A 20299-nucleotide genomic window follows, 5' to 3' on the forward strand; every position below is an offset into this window, starting at 1 on the left:
CCGTCCACGCCCCGGCGTGACGATTCAGCGGGCCTCGGCCGCCTTGACCTCTTCGGGGGTCGGCGCCGTGCCGCCGAGGTGTGCGGGCATCCACCAGGTGTCGTCCGGGCCCTTGGGGCGGACCGGATAGGCACGCTGCGCGGCCTCCAGGAGCTCCTGGACGCGCTCGCGCAGCCGCCGGGTGATGGCGCCCGCGTACTGGTCCTGCGGCGCCTCCACCGGTTCGCCGACCCGGATGGTGATCGGGGTGTGGCTGCGCTTGAAGTTGCGCGGGTGGCCCTTGGTCCACAGCCGCTGGGTGCCCCACAGGGCCATCGGGATCAGCGGCACGCCGGCCTCCTGGGCCATGCGCGCGGCACCCGACTTGAAGCTCTTCAGGGTGAAGGACTGGGAGATGGTCGCTTCGGGAAAGACGCCGACGATCTCGCCGGACCGCAGTGAATCCAGCGCGTGCTGATACGCCGTCTCGCCCTGCTTGCGGTCCACCGGGATGTGCTTCATGCCCCGCATCAGCGGACCGGAGATCTTGTGCCGGAAGACCGACTCCTTCGCCATGAAACGCACCAGGCGCTTCTGCGGCAGGGTGGCCAGACCGTCGAAGATGAAGTCCAGATAACTGATGTGGTTACTGACCAGCACGGCGCCGCCCGAGCGCGGAATGTTCTCCGATCCCTTGCAGTCGATCTTGAGGTCCCAGGCCTTGAACAACACTTGGGCGAGACCGACGACAGGACGGTAGACAAGCTCTGCCATGGACGGGGTGGACCCTTTCTCTCTGCTCGGGAAGGGGTCTCCCGGCGGGAAAGTTACGCAGCCGTAGGTTTACGGCATTGCGCAGATCGTGCCCGAAGAACGGACGAGTGGCCAGTCCTGGTGCCGCGATGCGGCGAGATCCTCGTCACTTGTCCCCTGAACGACCTCGGCCTTCTAACTCACCGTCACCGGGCGCGTACCGTCACCCGACGTACGAGCAGGTACATCTCGCAGCCCAGGCAGTACCCGAACGCCGCGTTGAGGAACGCGGCCGCCAGCGCGCAGCCGGTCGCGGCGAACCCCAGCCAGTCGGGCCCCGCCGTGAAACCGATCAGCCCGACCACGGCGAACACGAGCCCGACGGCCTGCGCGAACTGCGGCGGCTGAGGCGACTCGAACTGTGCCGGCGGCCCGAGGCGGGGGCGTACGACCTTCCGGAACAGCCAGCCGTAAGGAGAGCGCGCCACGCCGCCCGAGGCGCCCAGTGCGAACGCCAGTACCTGCCAGGCCAGCAGCCAGGTGCTGCCGGTGGTCAGAACGGCCGCCAGTACGACGGTCGTCACGGCCGCACCGAACCGCGGCCCTCTTGCGTCAATGTCCATGAATCAAGCATTCCGTATGAAGGGCGGTTCATGGACCCGGGAATCTTTGCGGTCTCGTGAATGCTTGTGCTGGAGATGACCGGACTTGTGGTGTGCGTGGTGGTGCTCGCGGCGGCGAGTGCGTTCGGAGTGCTGCAACGGCGGCGGAACGGGAGGGTGAGAGTGCGCGGGCGTGACGGCGGAAAGCGGCTCGGCGCGGCGGAGTTGGGGGAGGAGCTCGGTGAACGGGCCACGCTCGTCCAGTTCTCCAGCGCTTTCTGCGCTCCCTGCCGGGCCACCCGGCGGGTGCTCACCGAGGTGGCCGGAATGGTCCCGGGTGTGCACCACGTGGAGATCGACGCCGAGGACCGCCTCGAACTCGTCCGCGCACTCGAGATCCTCAAGACCCCCACCGTGCTCGTCCTCGACGCCGACGGACGGATCGTGCGGCGCGCGACCGGACAGCCGCGCAAGGCGGATGTGATCGCGGCGCTGGGAGAGGCCGTCTGACCCGTGGCGATCATGGTGAGGCATCTCGCAGATGGCCGGACGTACTTGACTGCACGCACCACCTATCGTCAACCTGACCGTATGCCCCCGGAACTCCTTCTCTTCGAGCGTGTCCACGTGGACCTGGCCCGCACCGCGAGTGCGCGCTGTCCGGTCTGTTGAGCACCTACGGACCTGCTCGTCACCACTCGCAGAAGGACGACTCCATGACGGCCACGCCCGACCTGGACACTTTTCGGCTCGCCTCTCCCGATGCGCAACCCGCCTCACCCGACCTCCTGCGCTCCGTCTTCCGGCAGCACGCGGCCGGTGTCGCCGTGATCACGGCGCAGGGCGGCTCGGGCCCCGTGGGCTTCACCGCCACCTCGCTCAGCTCGGTCTCCGCCGAGCCCCCGATCGTCTCCTTCGGCATCGGGGTCGGCGCCTCCAGCTGGCCCGCGATCTCCGAGTCCGACCATGTCGGCATCCACATACTCGGCGAGCACCAGCAGGAACTCGCCGCCACCTTCGCCCGCAGCGGCGCCGACCGCTTCGGCGCGCCCACCCGTTGGCGCAAGGGCCCGGAAGGTGTTCCCGTCCTCGACGGCGTACTGGCCTGGCTCGTCTGCCGGGTCGTGACGCGGGTGCCGGCCGGGGATCATCGCATCGTGCTGGCCGAGGTCGTCCTCGGTGATCCGTCGGGCGCGGGCCGCCCGCTGCTGTACCACCAGGGACGCTTCAACGGCCTGCGCGACTGAAGCTACTCGCCGGTCCTACCGGTGAGTCCTACTCGTCGGTTACGCAGCGTTGCCAAGGTCACACTTCAAAGCGCTTGCTTAGTGGGCAGGAACTGGGTGTACTGACGAGTAATATTTCGTTCGGAGCGCGGGCCGCCCCGACCGGGATCGGCCGCTTCAGGCGCCTATGCTGCCTGAAAGAAGGCAGCCCAGAAATGACGATGCAGTAGGAGAGCCGGCGTGAGCTTGAGGATCGTTGTCACTGTGAAGTACGTGCCCGACGCCACTGGCGACCGGCACTTCGCCGATGACCTGACCGTGGACCGTGACGACGTGGACGGTCTGCTCTCGGAGCTCGACGAATACGCGGTGGAGCAGGCGCTGCAGATCGCCGACGAAGCGGACGACGCCGAGATCACCGTGCTGACCGTCGGCCCCGAGGACGCCAAGGACGCGCTGCGCAAGGCGCTTTCCATGGGCGCGGACAAGGCCATCCACGTCGAGGACGACGACCTGCACGGCACCGACGCGATCGGTACGTCGCTGGTGCTCGCCAAGGCGATCGAGAAGGCCGGCTACGACCTGGTCATCTCCGGCATGGCCTCGACCGACGGCACCGCCGGTATCGTCCCCGCCCTGCTGGCCGAGCGCCTGGGCGTACCGCAGGTCACGTTGCTCTCCGAGGTCTCCGTCGAGGACGGCGTCGTCAAGGGCCGCCGTGACGGTGACAGCGCCTCCGAGCAGCTGGAGGCCTCCCTCCCGGCGGTCGTGTCGGTGACCGACCAGTCGGGTGAGGCGCGCTACCCCTCCTTCAAGGGCATCATGGCCGCCAAGAAGAAGCCGGTGGAGTCCTGGGACCTGGAGGACCTGGAGATCGAGGCGGACGAGGTCGGTCTCGAGGGTGCCTGGACCAAGGTCGACTCCGCGACCGAGCGCCCGGCGCGCACGGCCGGCACGATCGTCAAGGACGAGGGCGAGGGCGGCAAGCAGCTCGCCGAGTTCCTCGCGGGCCAGAAGTTCATCTAAGGCCCGTTCGAGGCTCGCTGAACCTCCACTCGCTGACCGCCCCTCAACTTTCGTAAGCAGGAGAGAAGAAGTCCCATGGCTGAAGTTCTCGTCTACGTCGACCACGTGGACGGCGCCGTCCGCAAGCCCACCCTGGAGCTGCTGACGCTGGCCCGCCGCATCGGCGAGCCCGTCGCCGTCGCCCTCGGCTCCGGCGCCGAGGCCACCGCCCCCGCGCTCGCCGAGCACGGCGCGGTCAAGGTCCTCACGCACGACGCCGCCGAGTACGCCGACTACCTGGTCGTCCCGAAGGTGGACGCGCTCCAGGCCGCGTACGAGGCCGTCTCCCCGGCCGCCGTGCTCGTGCCGTCCTCCGCCGAGGGCAAGGAGATCGCGGCCCGCCTCGCGGTCCGCATCGGCTCCGGCATCATCACCGACGCGACCGACCTGGAGGCCGGTGACGAGGGCCCGGTGGCCACGCAGTCCGCGTTCGCCGCCTCCTTCACCACCAAGTCCCGTGTCGCCAAGGGCACCCCGGTCATCACGGTCAAGCCGAACTCGGCCGCCGTGGAGGCCGCCCCGGCCGCGGGCGCCGTCGAGGCCCTCGCGGTCTCCTTCTCCGAGAAGGCCACCGGCACCAAGGTCACCGCGCGTACCCCGCGCGAGTCGACCGGCCGCCCCGAGCTGACCGAGGCCGCGATCGTGGTCTCCGGCGGCCGTGGCGTCAACGGCGCCGAGAACTTCCCGATCATCGAGGCGCTCGCCGACTCCCTCGGCGCGGCCGTGGGTGCCTCGCGTGCCGCGGTGGACGCCGGCTGGTACCCGCACACCAATCAGGTCGGCCAGACCGGTAAGTCCGTCTCGCCGCAGCTGTACATCGCCTCCGGCATCTCCGGCGCGATCCAGCACCGCGCCGGTATGCAGACGTCGAAGACGATCGTGGCGATCAACAAGGACGCCGAGGCCCCGATCTTCGACCTGGTCGACTACGGCGTGGTCGGCGACCTCTTCGAGGTCGTCCCGCAGCTCACCGAGGAGATCAAGACCCGCAAGGGCTGATCGAGTCCGGCTCCGGCTGTACGAGGCCCCCGTGACCGCGCGAGCGGTCACGGGGGCCTCGCTCATGCCAGGCTCAGCCAGGTCTGCACGGGCAGATGGTCACTGGGGAACTGACCGTCCACCGCGAAGGTGTTGACGGCCGCCCGGTGCACGGTCACCCCGGGGCCGACCAGGATCCAGTCGATACGGTCGCCGTCCGGCGTCAACGGCTGGTAGCCGTGGAAGGTCCCGTAGAGCGTGCCGCGCTCGGCCGCCGCGTCCCAGGTGTCGACGAGCCCGGTGCCCAGCATCGCTTCGTACACCGGGTTCTGGTGGGCGACGGCATTGAAGTCGCCGGTCACGACGAGCGGCAGAGCGCGGTCGAAGCGGGCGATGCGTTCGGACATCAGACTCGCGGCACGCATGCGTGCGTACTGGCTCGCGTGGTCCAGATGGGTGTTGAGCACATAGAACTCCCGTGCGTCCCGCAGGTCGCGGAAGCGGACCCAGGTGACGATGCGCGGGAAGGCGGCGCCCCAGGTGTTCGAGCCGATCAGCTCGGGGGTGTCGGAGAGCCAGAAGCTGTCGTGCTCGACCGGGGCCAGCCGTCGGGTGTCGAAGAAGATCGCCACCGCCTCGTCATGGCTGCCGCCCTTGCGGCCCGTGCCGATCCAGTCGTAGTGCGGTCCGAGGTCGGAATCGATGTCACGCAGTTGCTGGTAGATGCCCTCCTGGGTGCCGATGACGTGGGGCGACTCCCGGCGCAACAGCGCGCGCATCACAGGGCGGCGCGCGGCCCAGCTGTCGGGCTCGGCGGTGCTCGCGAAGCGCAGGTTGAACGTCATGATCTCCAGACGGTGGCCGCCACGCCGGCTGGCGGAGGCGGACGCCGTGGTGAGCAGGGGTGCGGCGACCGCGGCGGCCACCACCGTCCGCAGACCCATGCGTCGCGTCACTCTGCGGGTGTTCGACATGTGTGATCCCCTCCCCTCGGGGCCAGCATGAGGGGTGTGTCCCGCGACGCGAAAGAAGGCGTGGGGCAGGAGTGCACATGACGGACCATGCCGTGGACAGGTGTTGACCATCGGTAAACACCATGGATAACTTCGCTCTACGGATTATTGATTCCGTGGAGCGGAAAACTGGAGGGTGTGGGATGGGTCAGGGCCAGCAGGAGAACGTGGCGACGAGCCTCGCGGGAGCCGTCAGCGAGGAGATCAGCGCCTCCCTCGCCCCGGTCGACGCCGAACTGGCGCGGCGTTACCCCGGAGACCCCGGCACCCGGCAGCCCGTCCACACCGTGTACGTCCCCGGCGACGTGTTCGCCGCCGACACCATCCGCTCCTGGGGCGACCGGGCCCTCGCCGCCCTCGACGAGCACGCCCCCGACGCCGCGTCCTTCGCCGCCGTCCTCGGTCTCACCGACGACCTCGCCCAACCCGTGTACGACCGCGTACGCGCCAAGCTGGAGCGCGAGCCCGTCGAGGACCTGCGGGTCGACTTCGAGGACGGCTACGGCCCGCGCCCGGACGCCGAGGAGGACGAGGCGGCGGCCCGCGCGGCCCGCCTGATCGCCGAGGCGTACGAGAACGGCACGGCCGCCCCGTACATGGGCATCCGCATGAAGTCCATGGAGGCGCCGGTACGAGACCGGGGCATCCGCACGCTCGACATCTTCCTGACGGGCCTGATGGAGTCGGGAGGCCTGCCCGCGGGCCTCGTGCTGACGCTGCCCAAGGTGACGTACGCCGAGCAGGTCACCGCGATGGTCCGGCTCCTGGAGGAGTTCGAGAAGGCGCGCGGTCTGGAGCCCGGCCGCATCGGCTTCGAGATCCAGATCGAGACCAGCCAGTCCATCCTCGCGACCGACGGCACCGCGACCGTCGCCCGGATGATCCAGGCCGCCGAGGGCCGCGCCACCGGACTGCACTACGGCACCTTCGACTACAGCGCCTGCCTCGGCGTCAGCGCCGCCTACCAGGCCAGCGACCACCCGGCCGCCGACCATGCCAAGGCGATCATGCAGGTCGCGGCCGCGGGCACCGGCGTACGCGTCTCGGACGGCTCCACCAACGTCCTGCCGATCGGCCCCACCGAGAAGGTCCACGACGCCTGGCGCCTCCACTACGGCCTCACCCGCCGCGCCCTGGCCCGCGCCTACTACCAGGGCTGGGACATGCACCCCGGCCACATCTCGACCCGCTACGCCGCCGTCTTCGCCTTCTACCGCGAGGGCTTCGAACAGGCCGCCGCCCGCCTCGCCCGCTACGCCAGCCACACCGACGGCGACGTCATGGACGAGCCCGCCACCGCCAAGGCCCTCAGCGGCTACCTCCTGCGCGGCCTGGACTGCGGTGCCCTGGACATCGCGGAGGTGGCGAGGGTGACGGGTCTGACGAGGGCCGACCTGGAGGGTTTTGCCCTGCCGAGGCGAGGCGATCTGACCATCTCGGGGAAGTGAGACCCCCTGCCTTCAGGGTCGCGGGGCTGTGACACTGTGCGGCTCCGCCGCTTGGGCGCGACCAGCCACACACAGGGCCCGCACTGTGACGACGGACCGTCTACGCGTGTCTCTCGAGCCCCGAAGCCATGGTGAGCCCCTCCGCGGCCAACAGCTCGGTTCCCCGTGCGCAGAGCGCGGCGTCCCCGCGCGCCCGGGCGCAGAACTCCTCCGGCGTCTGCCCGAAAAGCTCCCGCAGCCGCGCCGACCCGGCGAGCAGCGAGGCGAGCAGCGGGCGCTCGCCGGGGTGCGGGCGAGGTGCTCCGGAGCCGTTGTGGAGCACTCCGCGGCGGTTGACGTACACGTAGGCGCCCGGCAGGAGTTCACCGGAGTCCAGCTCGATCCGTACGTCGGAGGCGGACAGCGACGCCCGGTCGTACGCCCCCTCGGCCACCGGAACGCCCTCACTCGCGTCCACCACCGCGAGCTGCGCCGCGTCCAGCCACGTGAGGAACAACTCACCGACGGCGCCCGGCGCGTGGAACGGCGACGCGGACACGTACCCCATCGGACTCACATGGGCCGAGACGCCGACCCCGAGGCCGCAGACCCGCGTCTTCACCATCGGGATCGTGCCCGACACCCCGGACCGCGCCATCTTGTGCCGGAGTTGGGCAGGGCAGGCGTTGGAGCCGACCGCGAGGACCGGGACGCGGTCCTCGTACACCCTGCGCGTGAGCGGCAACAGCCGGTCCCCGTCGAGGAGTACGGACTCCTCGGGCCGGGCGCCCGGGTAGCTCAGCGGGTGCTCGCGGGGCGCCTCGGCGAGGCCGAGCGCTTCGAGGGTGCACGGGTCCGGCTCGGCCACGGCTCAGTCCACGGGCGGCAGTTCGCCCGAGCCGCGGGTGATCAGACGGGTCGGGAGTTCGATGCGTTCCGGGGTGATGAGAGTGCCGTCCAGCTGGCGGAAGAGGCGCTCGGCGGCGGTGCGGCCGAGGGCGGCGGCGTCCTGGGCGACGACGGTGACGCCGGGTTCGAGAAGGTCGGCGAGCTCGATGTCGTCGAAGCCGACGAGGGCGACCGGACGGCCGCGCTCGGCGATGACACGGACGACCGTGACGGTGACGCGGTTGTTGCCGGCGAAGACCGCGGTGACGGGGGAGGGGCCGGACAACATGTCCTCGGCCGCCTTCCGAACCCGCTGCGGGTCGGTGACGCCCAGGGACATCCAGTCGTCCTCGACGGGTATGCCCGCATCTTCCATGGCCGCCCGGTAGCCGCGCAGCCGTTCGGCGGCGGTGTGGATACGCGGCATGTCGCCGATGAAACCGATCCGGCGGTGGCCGTGGGCGATCAGGTGGGCGACGCCGTCACGGGCCCCGCCGAAGCTGTCGGACAGCACCACGTCGGCGTCGATCTGTCCCGCCGGGCGGTCCACGAACACCGTGGCGACGCCCGCCTTGATCTCGGGCTCCAGATAGCGGTGGTCGTCACCGGCCGGGATGATCACCAGCCCGTCCACCCGGCGCGCGCACAGGGCGAGAACCAGCTCCTGTTCGCGGTCCGGGTCCTCGGCGCTGGAGCCGTTGATGAGCAGCGCGCCGTGGGCGCGGGCCACCTCCTCGACCGCGCGGCTGAGGGGGCCGTAGAACGGGTCGGCGAGGTCCTCCAGGACGAGGCCGATGCTCGCGGTGCGGCCCTTGCGCAGCACCCGGGCGCTGTCGTTGCGGCGGAAGCCGAGCGCGTCGATGGCCTCCTGGACGCGGCGCTCGGTGTCCGGAGTGACTCCGGGCTCACCGTTGACGACCCGCGAGACCGTCTTGAGGCCCACCCCGGCTCGTGCCGCCACGTCCTTCATGGTCGGACGGTTGCCGTAGCGGTTCTCGGATCGGCGGGCGGTCTCTGCCACGATGAGCTGTCCTGTCCTGTCGTCCATGGTTCCCGTCGTCCACGCGGCGGTCCCTGTCGGCCACGGGTCCTGTTGTCCACGGGGGTGCGTCGGTCCATGGGGTTGTATGAGGATGTGGCGTCGAGCATAGAGCCTGGACAACGTTGTCAGATGCGGGAGACACTGTCCACCGCATTCTCCGGCCTGCGCCCTCCATCGCGAGACCGGTCTGCCCCTTTCACCAGGTTCACCGGGAGAACTGACACTGATGCACACCGACCTCGTGGCCGCGCTCGACATCGGCGGCACCAAGATCGCCGGAGCGCTGGTGGACGGCCGCGGCAGCATTCTTCTGCGCGCGCAGCGCGCGACGCCCGCGCAGGAGGACGGCGACACCGTGATGGGGGCCGTCGAGGAGGTGCTCGGCGAGCTGACCGGGTCACCGCTGTGGAGCCGGACGGGGACCGTCGGCATCGGCAGCGCGGGGCCGGTGGACGCCTCCGCGGGCACGGTGAGTCCGGTGAACGTGGCGGGCTGGCGCGACTACCCGCTCGTCGAGCGGGTCCGTGCGGCGACCGGGGGCCTGCCGGTCGAGCTGATCGGCGACGGGGTGGCCATCACGGCCGCCGAGCACTGGCAGGGTGCGGCGCGCGGCCATGACAACGCCCTGTGCATGGTGGTCTCGACGGGTGTCGGCGGTGGGCTGGTCCTGAACGGTCAGCTCCACCCCGGTCCCACGGGCAACGCGGGCCACATCGGGCACATCAGCGTGGACCTCGACGGTGACCCCTGCCCGTGCGGTTCGCGCGGCTGCGTGGAGCGCATCGCGAGCGGTCCGAACATCGCACGGCGGGCGCTGGAGGGCGGCTGGCGGCCGGGGCCCGACGGTGACACCTCGGCCGCCGCGGTGGCCGCCGCCGCGCGCGAGGGCGACCCGGTGGCGGTGGCCTCGTTCGAACGCGCGGCGAAGGCGCTGGCGGCGGGCATCGCGGCGACCGCGACCCTCGTCGAGATCGACATCGCCGTCATCGGCGGGGGAGTGGGCAAGGCCGGGGACGTGCTCTTCGAGCCGCTCCGCAAGGCGCTGGCCGACTACGCCACCCTGTCCTTCGTACAGCGGCTGACCGTGGCGCCCGCGCTGATGGGCACGGACGCCGGTCTCGTCGGCGCGGCGGCGGCCGCGCTCAGCAGGCAGCCGAGCACGACCGCGGAGCGGGTCGCGGGCTGAGCGCCGCCCCGGCCCGCGGCTGGTACCCGTCGGGGCCTGGGGCGGCCCGCCGGGGGTGAGCGGGAGCGCGGTCGCGGATCAAGCCGGTTGACCGGGCCCGCGGTCCGGGACCGACACCCCCTGCGGGAAGCTTGCCTGGGGCCGGTCCCCCGGGCGCGGTCGGCCCGGCCCTGGTCGGGCCGACGACCGAGAAGGGGGTGATCGGCCGGGTCGTCGCCCGCTGCCGAGCCGGCGCAGGCCCCCGGCCCGGCGCACGGATCAGCAGGTCAGTCGGGCATCCGCCCAGTCCGCGTGGTCCGAGTCGACGCCGTCGCCGCCGTCGGTGACGACGAGGCGAACCACCTGGGCGCCGGTCACGTCGGCCGAGACCGGCTGGGCCGGCATGGCGTTGGTGAGGACCCCGGTCGAGGCAACCTTCGTGCCATCCGCCCAGATCTCGAACGCGACGGTGCCCTTGGCGCCCTTCTCGTCGTCGACGCCGACATCCGCGGTGACGGTCCGGCACCGCTTGCCGGTGTAGTACTCGATGGCGCTCGGGGCGTGCGCACCGAGTCCCTTGGCGTATACGACTCCGCCGAGAGTGATCGGATGACCGTCGCCCGCGGCGCTCTCCCCGTTGCTGGTGTTGCGCTCAACAGGGCCGAATCCATTGGCCGTCGACAGCCACGGCAGGTCGCCGAGATAGGAGACGCCCGAAGGGGGAGCGACGACGATCGACACCGTGAGCGGGAGCACCCTCTCGGCGCGTATGCCGGTCGGTGAGCGGTACGTGGCCTTGAGCGTCAGGTCGTACGATCCCGTGGCCGTGCCCTCGGGCGCGGTGACCCGCCACTTCGTACGCAGGGAGTGTCCCGTGCGTACCGTGCCCGCCGTGGTCGGTGAGGCAGCCGCGACCTTCCAGCCCGTCGGGCCGCTCAGCGCCACCGAGACGCGCCGCGCGGGCGTACGGCCGAGGTCGGTCACCGCCGACGTCAGGGCGACCGGATTGCCCGCCTCTACCAACGGGCTGCCGTCCAGGCCGAGTTCGACGGCGGGCGGGTTTTCGTCCCAGTGGCGGTCGGCCGAGACGCGGACGAGGACCGTGCCGTGCGCGGGGACGGTCGCGGAGATGACGCCGGCGGTGTTGTAGCTCCGGTGCTGCCACAGGTCGCGCAGGGTGTAGCCGTGGGCGGCCGGCAGCCCTACGGCGGCCGCGGTCGTGGCGATGTGCTGGGCGCTGCCGGTCTCGTTGAACAGTGCCACCGTCCGGCTGCCGTCCTTCATTGCCTTGGTGACGACCCAGCGTCCGCCCTCGGAGGAGAGCACGGTGCCCTGGTTGCCCAGTGGGTCCTGGTCGACCGCGATGACTTCCTTGTTGTCGAGGATGTCGAAGGTGGCGGGCGACGCCTTGCGCAGATCCGAGCCGATGAGCAGCGGAGCCGCCATGACCGACCACATCGAGAAGTGCGAGCGGTACTCGGTGTCGGTCATGCCGCCGTTGCCGACCTCCAGCATGTCCGGGTCGTTCCAGTGACCGGGACCCGCGTGCGGGGCGAGGGGCAGGTTCTGCTTGAGGATCGACAGCATCGAGCCCCAGCTGTCGTTGATGTCACCGGTCGTTCGCCACAGATGTCCGACGTCCGAGGCCCACTCCCAGGGCTTGTTCTGGCCCCATTCGCAGAGGCTGTAGACGATGGGCCGCCCCGTCGCCTTCAGCGCGTCCCGCATGGTCGTGTAGCGCAGCTTGGCGTCCACGCCCTGGTTGTTGCAGTTGTCGTACTTGAGGTAGTCGACGCCCCAGTCCGCGAACTGCTGGGCGTCGCTGTACTCGTGGCCGAGGGCGCCCGGGAACCCGACGCTGTCGCACGTCTTCGTGCCCGCGCTGGTGTAGATGCCGAGCTTGAGCCCCTTGGCGTGCACATAGTCGGCGACCGCTTTGATCCCGTTCGGGAAGCGCACGGGGTCGGGCACCAGCTTGCCGTCGGCGTCCCGGGACGGCAGGGCCCAGCAGTCGTCCAGATTGACGTACTGGTACCCGGCGTCTTTGAGCCCCTTCTCCACGAAGAGGTCCGCGATCCCCTTGACCATGCTCTCGTTGAACTCGGCCCGGCAGTGCGTGGAGTTCCAGTTGTTGAAACCCATCGGAGGGGTGAGCGCGAGGCCGTCCGCCAGGGCGGGGGACGCTGGGGCTTCGGTGGGGGCGGGGGCGGCCAGGGCCTCCGGGGCGGTCAGACCGGTCGTACACAACAGGGCCGTCGCGAGTGCTCCGACCACTCTTCGGCGGGTTGTGCGGGTGGGAAGGTGACGCATCGTTACGTTCCTCCGAACTCGCGAAAGATAGGATGACTGCATGTCCGCGACAAGGGTGCGCGCTTACGGTAGGACCTGTCCAACTCTGTTGGAAGAGAAGTGGTAACGGTTGTTCGATATCTCGCCGGAACCCTTGACGAGTCTCCGACATGGGAGTGAGATCCAAGCCTCGCGTTCGGTTGTGTTGGGTGGCACCCCGAGGAGGGGGACATGGCACAGTCATCGTTGAAGGGGATCGTCGTGCCCGAAGGCACGTCAGGTCATCGGATGTCCCGGCGAAATCTCTTGCGTGGTGCGGCCGTCGGGGCCGGCACGCTCACGCTCCCCGCCCTGCTGTCCGCCTGCGGCAACGGGCCCGGCGGAAACAAGAACGAAGTCACCGTGGGTTCCAACGCCTCGGACCCGGTCCCCAAGAAGGCGTACGCGGCGGCCTTCTCGGCGTACGAGAAGAAGTCCGGCAAGAAGGTCAAGGTCAACACCAAGGACCACAACGACTTCCAGGAGAACATCAACCGCTATCTCCAGGGCACGCCCGACGACGTCTTCATGTGGTTCGCGGGGTATCGCATGCAGTACTTCGCGGAGAAGGGGCTCCTGCACGAGATCAGCGACGTGTGGAGCGGCTTCACCGGCTTCTCCGACGCCCTGAAGGAGCAGTCCACGCACTCCGGCAAGCAGTACTTCGTGCCCTACTACTACTATCCGTGGGCCGTTTTCCACCGCAAGAGCCTCTTCCAGTCCAAGGGCTACCAACAGCCCAAGACCTGGGACGACTTCATCGCCCTGGCCAAGCAGATGTCGAAGGACGGGACGCCCGTCGCCTTCTGCGACAAGGACGGCTGGCCCGCGATGGGCACTTTCGACTACATCAACATGCGCCTGAACGGATACGACTTCCACAAGTCCCTGATGGCCGGCACGGAGGCATGGACCGACGCCAAGGTGAAGAACGTCTTCGACACCTGGCGCGAGGTCATGCCCTACTACCAGAAGGGCGCCCTCGGCCGGACCTGGGAGGAGGCCGGGCAGAGCCTGCAGCAGCGCAAGACGGGGATGGCGGTCTTCGGAATGCCGCACCCGGGCACCCAGTTCCCCGAGAACGAACGCGACGACATCGACTTCTTCGCCTTCCCCGAGATCGACCCGCAGTACGCGCAGGACGCCGTGGAAGCACCCATCGACGGCTTCCTGGTCGCCAAGAAGTCGAAGAACCTCGACGGCGCCAAAGCCCTTCTGAAATGGCTAGGCACTCCCACCGCCGAGAACACCTACCTCGCTCTCGACCCCAACAACGTGGCCGTCAACGACGGCGCGGACACCACCAAGTACAGCGCCCTGCAGAAGAAGTCGGCCCAGCTCGTCTCGGGCGCCAAGCAGATCTCGCAGTTCATGGACCGCGACACCCGTCCGGACTTCGCCTCGACCGTGATGATCAAGGCGATCCAGGACTTCATCGGCAACCCGAAGGACGTCGACGGTCTCTGCAACAGCATCGAACGACAGAAGAAGACCATCTTCTCGTCGCCCGTCGGCTGATCACTGGGGGAAGACGTTCCGTGGCGCTCAACATCCCACGGCGCGCCGGACGACGGAGGCTGCGGCGGTTCTCCCGCCGCGACGCCGTCGTCCTCGGCGTGCTCCTCGGCATACCCGTCCTGCTCGACATCGTCATCGTCTGGGGCCCGACCCTCGCGTCCATCGGGCTCTCCTTCACCTCCTGGGACGGCGTCGGCGACATCCACTGGGTGGGCGGCGACAACTACAAGAACGTGTTCGAGAACTACCCGGCGTTCTGGCCCGCCGTCCGGCACAACGTCCTGTGGCTGCTCTTCCTCGGCCTGATCGCCACCCCGTTCGGACTGTTCCTCGCGGTGCTCATCGACCGCGGAGTGCGCTTCAGCCGCTTCTACCAGTCCGTCATCTACCTGCCGGTCGTGCTCTCGCTCGCCATCGTCGGCTTCATCGCGCAGCTGATCCTCGGCACCGACCAGGGCGTGGTCAACACGATCCTCAACAACCACGAGAACCCGATCGACTGGCTCGGTGACGCGCACCTCAACATCTGGATGATGATGATCGCGGCGAGCTGGCGGCACACGGGTTACGTCATGATCCTCTACCTCGCCGGACTCAAGTCCGTCGACCCGCAGCTGAAGGAAGCCGCCGCGATCGACGGCGCGAACGCCCGCCAGACCTTCTTCCGCGTCGTCTTCCCGACGCTGCGCCCGGTCAACGTGATCGTCGGTGTCATCACCGTCATCGAGGCGCTGCGCGCGTTCGACATCGTCTACGCGGTCAACAAGGGCCGCAACGGCCTGGAACTGCTCTCCGTCCTGATCACCGACAACATCATCGGGGAAGCCAGCCGCATCGGATTCGGCTCCGCCATCGCGGTCGTCCTGCTCACCGTCTCCCTGGGGTTCATCGTGACGTTCCTGGTCCAAGAGCTGCGAGGTGCGCGCGAACGATGACCGCCGACATCCGCACCGGCGCCCCCGTGCGCCCGGCACCCGCGCCGGAGCCGACGCCCGCTCCCCGCCGGAGGCCGCGCCCCGGCCGCTTCGGCGTCCACATCTTCCTGATGGGCGTCTCGCTCGCCTTCCTCGCGCCGCTCCTGCTCGCCGTCTACGCCTCGCTGCGGCCCTACGAGGAGACGGCGCAGAACGGCTACTTCTCCTTCCCGAAGCACCTGTCCTTCGAGTACTACCGTCGCGCCTACAGCGAATCCGGCATGGGCAAGTACTTCACCAACACCCTGCTCATCGCCGTGCCCGCCGTCCTGGTGACCCTCTTCCTCGCCTCGTTCGTCGCCTTCGCCGTGTCCCGGCTGAAGCTGCGCGGGGGCCTCGTTCTGCTGATGTTCTTCACCGCGGGCAACCTGCTGCCCCAGCAGGTCATCGTCACCCCGCTGTACGTCCTGTTCAACAAGATCCCGCTGCCGTGGTGGATGTCCGACTCGCTGACGATGTACGACTCCTACTGGGCCGTCATCATCGTCAACATCGGCTTCCAGATGGGCTTCTGTGTCTTCGTGCTGGCCAATTTCATGAGGACGCTGCCGCAGGAGATCCTCGAGGCCGCCATCGTCGACGGCGCGGGTGTGTGGACCCAGTTCTGGCGCATCACCCTCCCGCTGTGCCGCCCCGCCCTCGCGGCCCTCGGCACCCTCGAGTTCACCTGGGTCTACAACGACTTCCTCTGGGCCCTGATCTTCATCTCCAACCCCGACAAGCTCCCGATCACGTCATCCCTCAACAACCTGCGCGGCCAGTTCTTCACCGACTACAACCTGCTGGCCGCGGGCTCCGTCCTCGTCGCCCTCCCCACGATCCTGGTCTTCCTGCTCCTGCAACGGCACTTCGTCGCGGGCCTGACACTGGGGTCCACCAAGGGTTAGGCCCTGACCTGCGGATTTACGGGGCGTCAGGCAGTCACTGACGCCCCGTTGACGCGACCGGAGAATCCGGCTTCTCGGACGGCTTCGGCGCGCCGACGGGCGTCGCTCTGCAGGGATTCCTGGTGATGTTCTCGTCCTCGCTGGCGTACTCGAAGATGTTCGAGAGGTAACCCCGGACGGCATCGAAGCGGGCCGGCAACGCCGGCTGAATCGCCTTCGGGGGACACGTCGTTGCGGTGCTCGCGCTCGCAATCGCCGCCATGACGCTCAGGAGCGACCTCACCGGCGACGACAAGCAGCCGCCCTCCGACAACAAGACCGCAACAGTTCACTCCCAGTCCGGGTTGCGCCGCCTGGGCCACTCACAAACGTCAGGACAGCGCCTTGGATGCCTCATCACAACTCGGACACAGAAGTTCCAAAAGATACACACGGGCGCCATGATCGCGCGATGAAGCAAACCGTCACCATCACGGCCGCCGCCCTCCTCATCGCCACCCTCGCGGCCTGCAGCAACACCAAGGCGGACAGCAGCGGAACGCCCGCGAGCCCGGCCGCCGCGAAGCACAGCTCCACCACGAAGCAGGACACCGCGAGCAAGCCGCTGACCGCCGGCACCGCGTTCGACAAGATCTCCGCCACCGTCAGCTCGGCGAAGCTCAGCGGCACCGTCACCGCCGAGAACGACCCCAACCACCTGCTCGGCCGCCCCAGTCAGTACACGTCGAAGGTCACCTTCTCCGACAGCCGGATCTCCCCCGACGACGTCAGCGGCACCGACCAGGGAGACGTCGACCGCGGCGGCGCCATCGAGTCCTTCGCCAGCCCCTCGGACGCCAAAGCCCGCGCCGAGTACATCCAGGCGGTCACCAAGGCGATGCCGGCGCTCTCGGAGTACGACTACGTACAGGGCACGACGCTGGTGCGGGTGTCGCACTACCTGACGCCGAAGCAGGCCGGCGAGTACAAGGCGGCAGCGGCCGACCTCGACTGAGGCGCGGGACGCCGTGACGGCATGTGCAAGGCCCGCCCCGATGGACGGAGTGGGCCGCCGCCGCGCACGACCACCCCTCCCTCGGTGACCACATCTGGCCCACCTGCGGCGCAAGCGGACGCGAACTGTGGGCCGCCGAAGTCGGCCGCAAATGCCCCCACTTGCGCGTCGACCTGCTCCTGGGATGGTCCGCCGGCGAGGGTGACGGTGCGGGACATGTCGTCGCTGGGGCCGACCTTCAGGCGGATCTCGTCCAGATGACACAGCGGCAGGGGGCCGACGAGGCGCACGCTGAGCGCGGCCCGGTCGCCCTCCGCGCGCTCGATGGTGATCTGGAACTGGGGGGAGCAGGTCGGCGTGCCACCGGTCCTGTTCGATGCGCGCGACAGTGTCCGCGGGTCCTCGCCGACGGTGCGGCCAGCCACGCGCCGGCCGTCGCGACCGCGCTCAGGGCGGCTGTAGAGAAGGTGGCGATGTCGCCCCAAGGGGTACTCGTGCGGCGGGAGCGTAGCGGGAGTTGAAGCCCGTGGCGCCGCACGGCCCCGAACATGCCTGCGCCCCGCTCTCATCGAGGACGGGGTACTGCATGCGTGAGCGGCTACCGCTCGACGACGCGATACGTCGCACTGCCAGGGTCGGCCTTGACGATGAGACCCGTTTCGGCAATGTCCCGCAGAACCTGCCGGGCTCGCTTTTCCTGCTGCCTGCGCTCGCCCGACCCGTACCCGGCATCCCGAAGCGCGGTGACCGCCCTCCAGGTGTCCCACGCGCCGCCCAGAGACCGGATGGACTGCTCAAGTGCCTGGCGTTGCGTCATCCGCGGGTCTCCTCAGGTGCCGATGGGCTCGTGGTACTTGCTGGGCGCTGAGGAACGGTACGGCTCGCCCCGGTACGGCCACGGCAGCGACGCGGATCGCCGCAACGTGGGTGGGCGCAACGCCTCCCACGCCGACGCCGTGGAGAGCCGGTCGGCGGAATCGCCGACCGGTACCGGCCCAGCTCCTGACTCACCCCGTGCCACGCTGGCCTTGCGTCCGGCTCGCCCCCGTTGAGGCGGGCGCCCGTGCGTTGTGCGTGGGGTCAGTCGCCGTACTCCTGCACTGACCACCCGTCGGGGACTTCGCGGACTTCGAAGCCGGGGGCGATGATCTGGTGCAGCGTTTCGCCCTCGGTCCAGTCGTGGAGGGTGTCGGCGAGGGTTGTGATGATCGGCTCGTCGACGTTGTCGAAGAGGATGACGGGCTCGACGGCCAGGTTGTGCTCAGTCCGCCGCATGCCGTCGGCCGGGGTCGCCCAGCCCACGATCGGCATGACCATGATCGTCTTGTCGTCGGGGCACTTGATCGCCACCCGCCATCCGTCCGGGGCTGCGGCGAAGGAGAACTGGACTGCGGTCATGACGGCAGACTCTTCCACGGCCCGCGGTCACCGGTACGGCCTTTCCGGGCAGCCGGGTGAGGGTCGACGGTGTTCGCCGCGTCACGCGCGTCATGTCGGTGGCGACCATGCTTCAGGCCCGCCGCCGTGCCACTCGATCACCCTTGAGTTGGCTACATCAACCTCGTCGATCCCTTCCAGCCCGGCGTAGCGGAGGAAGGCGGCCAGGTCGCGCAGTGAGTGTGCGGTGAGCAGCTCTCCGTTGACGCGCACCTGTCGGCTGCCGTCGGTCGGGGATGGTGGGTACACAATCACGTGCAGCTCTCCGGACATGGTTTCAGGCTCACCCGGCTGGCCCGGATGCGCATCCGGACCGCGGGCTCAGAGCGCCTCGCGCCACGCGTGCCGGACGGCGTGGGCGCTCGTAGGCTGACCTTCTCGGGGCACGTCGCGCAGGTCGTCATGCCCCGAACCGTCTGGTCAGGTGCCGTGTCGTTCGGCCTGGTCACGGTGCCGATTCACGTGGTGAGCACCACCGCGGACCACTCGGTCCACTTCCACCAGGCCCACCTCGACGACATGGCCCGCATCCGCGTCCGGAAGTCTGCGAGATCGAGGAGCGCGAAGTCACCCAGGGAGAGATCGGGAAGGGCTACGAACTGACCAAGGGCACCGTGATCTGATCCCGGTGCTCGACGAGGAGCTGCGGCTGATGCCACTGGCGACGGCGAAGGCCGTTGAACTGGTCGTGTTCATGTCGGACGAGAGCATCGGGCCGGAGGGAACCACGGCCCACCACCCAGACCCGCACACCATGACTGCTCAGGGAGCCGCGGGTGCGGGTACCCCGTCAAAGCGGGGCACCGGGTCGGGTCCGAGTCCCTGAGGCTGTGGTGTCTGTCAGGCCCGTCCTGACCGCTTTCGTCTGCATCGCTGCCGTGGCATCGCGGGACGAGCGACGGAGTGGCCGGGCCGAGTGGATCGTCCGTGGCTGGTGGCTCGGCGGCGTAGCCAGCCCGCGCTGTCAGTGGCCGCCCGTAGCATGGTCGTCAACATCCCAACGATCCAGTCGGGTTGTTGCTGATGCCCCGCCCGGAACAGCGCCCGGTGCGGGGCTCGCTGCTGTCAGAAGCCTTCCCGGCCGGTCAGGCAGGTCTGCCGCAGGCAGCGCCGCGGCGACCGCGTCGTCGCCATAGAGGACATGAGACGCGAGGAAGGGGCCCGATCGATGACACGGGGCTCCACCAAGGGCTCATCCGCGCGTCACTCGCAGCCGACGCCGTCCCCGTCGCGGTCGAGGTGGCGGCCGTAGCCGGGGTCTCCGACGTGGACGGGCGCGGCGCCCGCCGCTCGGGCCGCGGCGCAGTTCTCGTAGTACACGGAGCCCCCGCCGCTGTCGTCGCTGCCGCCACCGCCCGCGACGGCGGGCTGCGCGGTGACCGTCGCGCGCACGGTCGTCGTGCTCCGCACGGTCACGGTCGCGGCGGGCGTCGCCGTGACCGTCTCCGTGGCCGTCCGCGTCGCGGTCGCGGTCGCCGTGGCGGTGACGGTGGTGGTCGGACCAGGCTTCGCCGCGGCGGACTCGGTGGTGTCCCCGCCGCTGTTGCCGATGCCGACGCCGATGAAGAGGGCCACGGCCAGCGCGGGCAGTACGTAGCGCTTGCGGGCCCAGCCCGGGGCGGTGCGGGCCGATCCGGTGGGTGGTGCCGTGTAAGGGTTGGTCATGTCGTCCCCCCTGGGGTGTTTCGAGTGGGATGACGGTAGTGCCGATGATGTGCCGGAAGGGGAGGAGCGGGAGTTGTGTGACCCACCCGTGACTCCTCGTCGTGTTCGGAGTTGAACCGGGCATGAAGAAGCGCAGCATGCTGGCCATCGCCTCCCTCGCCACCGGGTTCGTCGTCGCGGCGATCACCCCGTCCCACGCCGTCGACGGCGAGTCCCCGGGTGACCTGCCCGTCAAGGACACGCTCAGCAGCCTCGACCACACGCTCAGCAGCGAGAGCCTGGCCGTGGACGACACCGCGCTCGGCGGCCGGAACCGCTGAGGCGCGGGGACGGACACGCGGCGCCGGTGCTCCCCGCG

Annotated in this window: 22 protein-coding genes; 11 read left to right on the forward strand and 11 right to left on the reverse strand. The window is 69.4% G+C overall.

Going from position 1 to position 20299, the window contains the following annotated elements; all coding sequences use genetic code 11:
- Positions 1–24: 24 nt before the first annotated feature.
- Together ABZ656_RS26940 and ABZ656_RS26945 are read right to left on the reverse strand one after the other, a co-directional pair.
- The gene (locus tag ABZ656_RS26940; protein WP_075025534.1) at positions 25–753 is read right to left on the reverse strand and encodes a lysophospholipid acyltransferase family protein; all 729 of its coding nucleotides are present in this window, start codon (positions 751–753) and stop codon (positions 25–27) included.
- Positions 754–938: 185 nt separating this feature from the next.
- The gene (locus tag ABZ656_RS26945) at positions 939–1355 is read right to left on the reverse strand and encodes a DUF4395 domain-containing protein (protein ID WP_101407560.1); all 417 of its coding nucleotides are present in this window, start codon (positions 1353–1355) and stop codon (positions 939–941) included.
- 75 nt (positions 1356–1430) lie between these two features.
- Here ABZ656_RS26945 and ABZ656_RS26950 point away from each other — a divergent pair, with 75 nt between their 5' ends.
- The 4 genes from ABZ656_RS26950 to ABZ656_RS26965 all read left to right on the forward strand — a co-directional run bounded on the left by ABZ656_RS26950 (position 1431) and on the right by ABZ656_RS26965 (position 4624).
- Positions 1431–1844 (forward strand): thioredoxin family protein, encoded by a 414-nt coding sequence (locus ABZ656_RS26950; RefSeq protein ID WP_101408443.1) that lies wholly within the window; start codon positions 1431–1433, stop codon positions 1842–1844.
- A 206-nt stretch (positions 1845–2050) separates the two neighbouring features.
- A complete protein-coding gene (locus ABZ656_RS26955; RefSeq protein ID WP_101407559.1) occupies positions 2051–2581 on the forward strand; it encodes a flavin reductase family protein in 531 nt (176 codons plus the stop codon).
- Positions 2582–2800: 219 nt separating this feature from the next.
- Entirely contained in the window at positions 2801–3586 is a 786-nt protein-coding gene (locus ABZ656_RS26960) for an electron transfer flavoprotein subunit beta/FixA family protein (protein ID WP_054228809.1), read from the forward strand.
- A 75-nt stretch (positions 3587–3661) separates the two neighbouring features.
- Positions 3662–4624 carry an electron transfer flavoprotein subunit alpha/FixB family protein gene (locus ABZ656_RS26965; RefSeq protein ID WP_360271028.1) on the forward strand — a complete coding sequence of 321 codons (963 nt, stop codon included), beginning with the start codon at positions 3662–3664 and terminating at the stop codon, positions 4622–4624.
- A 62-nt stretch (positions 4625–4686) separates the two neighbouring features.
- On the opposite strand, the gene ABZ656_RS26970 is transcribed toward ABZ656_RS26965, so the two are convergent.
- Positions 4687–5577 carry an endonuclease/exonuclease/phosphatase family protein gene (locus ABZ656_RS26970; protein WP_101407558.1) on the reverse strand — a complete coding sequence of 297 codons (891 nt, stop codon included), beginning with the start codon at positions 5575–5577 and terminating at the stop codon, positions 4687–4689.
- 182 nt (positions 5578–5759) lie between these two features.
- On the opposite strand from ABZ656_RS26970, the gene ABZ656_RS26975 reads away from it, so the two are divergent.
- Entirely contained in the window at positions 5760–7064 is a 1305-nt protein-coding gene (locus ABZ656_RS26975; protein WP_360271030.1) for an aldolase/citrate lyase family protein, read from the forward strand.
- Between the two features lie 100 nt (positions 7065–7164).
- On the opposite strand, the gene ABZ656_RS26980 is transcribed toward ABZ656_RS26975, so the two are convergent.
- Together ABZ656_RS26980 and ABZ656_RS26985 are read right to left on the reverse strand one after the other, a co-directional pair.
- Positions 7165–7911, reverse strand: a complete 747-nt coding sequence (locus tag ABZ656_RS26980) for a hypothetical protein (RefSeq protein ID WP_360271032.1) — start codon at positions 7909–7911, stop codon at positions 7165–7167.
- 3 nt (positions 7912–7914) lie between these two features.
- A complete protein-coding gene (locus tag ABZ656_RS26985; protein WP_101407555.1) occupies positions 7915–8979 on the reverse strand; it encodes a LacI family DNA-binding transcriptional regulator in 1065 nt (354 codons plus the stop codon).
- A gap of 220 nt (positions 8980–9199) precedes the next feature.
- On the opposite strand from ABZ656_RS26985, the gene ABZ656_RS26990 reads away from it, so the two are divergent.
- Positions 9200–10159, forward strand: coding sequence for an ROK family protein (locus tag ABZ656_RS26990; RefSeq protein ID WP_101407554.1), 960 nt, complete (start codon positions 9200–9202; stop codon positions 10157–10159).
- Between the two features lie 258 nt (positions 10160–10417).
- Here the strand turns inward: ABZ656_RS26990 and ABZ656_RS26995 are convergent, their stop codons facing one another.
- Positions 10418–12448 (reverse strand): NPCBM/NEW2 domain-containing protein, encoded by a 2031-nt coding sequence (locus tag ABZ656_RS26995; RefSeq protein ID WP_360271035.1) that lies wholly within the window; start codon positions 12446–12448, stop codon positions 10418–10420.
- A 267-nt stretch (positions 12449–12715) separates the two neighbouring features.
- On the opposite strand from ABZ656_RS26995, the gene ABZ656_RS27000 reads away from it, so the two are divergent.
- Genes ABZ656_RS27000 through ABZ656_RS27010 form a run of 3 tightly spaced genes read left to right on the forward strand, consistent with a single transcriptional unit; the run spans position 12716 to position 15845 of the window.
- Positions 12716–13984 (forward strand): ABC transporter substrate-binding protein, encoded by a 1269-nt coding sequence (locus tag ABZ656_RS27000; RefSeq protein WP_101407552.1) that lies wholly within the window; start codon positions 12716–12718, stop codon positions 13982–13984.
- Positions 13985–14004: 20 nt separating this feature from the next.
- Positions 14005–14919: a sugar ABC transporter permease gene (locus tag ABZ656_RS27005; RefSeq protein ID WP_101407551.1), complete on the forward strand. Its 915-nt coding sequence runs from the start codon at positions 14005–14007 to the stop codon at positions 14917–14919.
- Positions 14916–15845, forward strand: coding sequence for a carbohydrate ABC transporter permease (locus ABZ656_RS27010; protein ID WP_101407550.1), 930 nt, complete (start codon positions 14916–14918; stop codon positions 15843–15845). Before ABZ656_RS27005 ends, ABZ656_RS27010 begins: the two co-directional genes overlap by 4 nt.
- A gap of 34 nt (positions 15846–15879) precedes the next feature.
- Here ABZ656_RS27010 and ABZ656_RS27015 read toward each other — a convergent pair whose 3' ends face one another.
- Complete coding sequence (locus tag ABZ656_RS27015) at positions 15880–16107, reverse strand: hypothetical protein (RefSeq protein ID WP_360271037.1); 228 nt, start codon at positions 16105–16107, stop codon at positions 15880–15882.
- 189 nt (positions 16108–16296) lie between these two features.
- Here ABZ656_RS27015 and ABZ656_RS27020 point away from each other — a divergent pair, with 189 nt between their 5' ends.
- Positions 16297–16839, forward strand: coding sequence for a hypothetical protein (locus ABZ656_RS27020; RefSeq protein ID WP_360271039.1), 543 nt, complete (start codon positions 16297–16299; stop codon positions 16837–16839).
- A gap of 598 nt (positions 16840–17437) precedes the next feature.
- On the opposite strand, the gene ABZ656_RS27025 is transcribed toward ABZ656_RS27020, so the two are convergent.
- From ABZ656_RS27025 to ABZ656_RS27040, 4 genes are all read right to left on the reverse strand, one after another.
- On the reverse strand, positions 17438–17656 hold the full coding sequence (locus tag ABZ656_RS27025; RefSeq protein WP_360271041.1) for a hypothetical protein: 219 nt from the start codon (positions 17654–17656) through the stop codon (positions 17438–17440).
- 263 nt (positions 17657–17919) lie between these two features.
- Positions 17920–18237 (reverse strand): hypothetical protein, encoded by a 318-nt coding sequence (locus ABZ656_RS27030; protein ID WP_101407547.1) that lies wholly within the window; start codon positions 18235–18237, stop codon positions 17920–17922.
- A gap of 90 nt (positions 18238–18327) precedes the next feature.
- Positions 18328–18549 (reverse strand): hypothetical protein, encoded by a 222-nt coding sequence (locus ABZ656_RS27035; protein ID WP_095856185.1) that lies wholly within the window; start codon positions 18547–18549, stop codon positions 18328–18330.
- Between the two features lie 930 nt (positions 18550–19479).
- On the reverse strand, positions 19480–19941 hold the full coding sequence (locus ABZ656_RS27040) for an excalibur calcium-binding domain-containing protein (protein WP_101407546.1): 462 nt from the start codon (positions 19939–19941) through the stop codon (positions 19480–19482).
- A gap of 122 nt (positions 19942–20063) precedes the next feature.
- Here ABZ656_RS27040 and ABZ656_RS27045 point away from each other — a divergent pair, with 122 nt between their 5' ends.
- Positions 20064–20261, forward strand: a complete 198-nt coding sequence (locus tag ABZ656_RS27045; RefSeq protein WP_101407545.1) for a hypothetical protein — start codon at positions 20064–20066, stop codon at positions 20259–20261.
- Positions 20262–20299 lie beyond the last annotated feature (38 nt).

Origin of the sequence: Streptomyces sp. NPDC007095, from assembly GCF_040634475.1 — a bacterium.
Classification (GTDB): domain Bacteria; phylum Actinomycetota; class Actinomycetes; order Streptomycetales; family Streptomycetaceae; genus Streptomyces.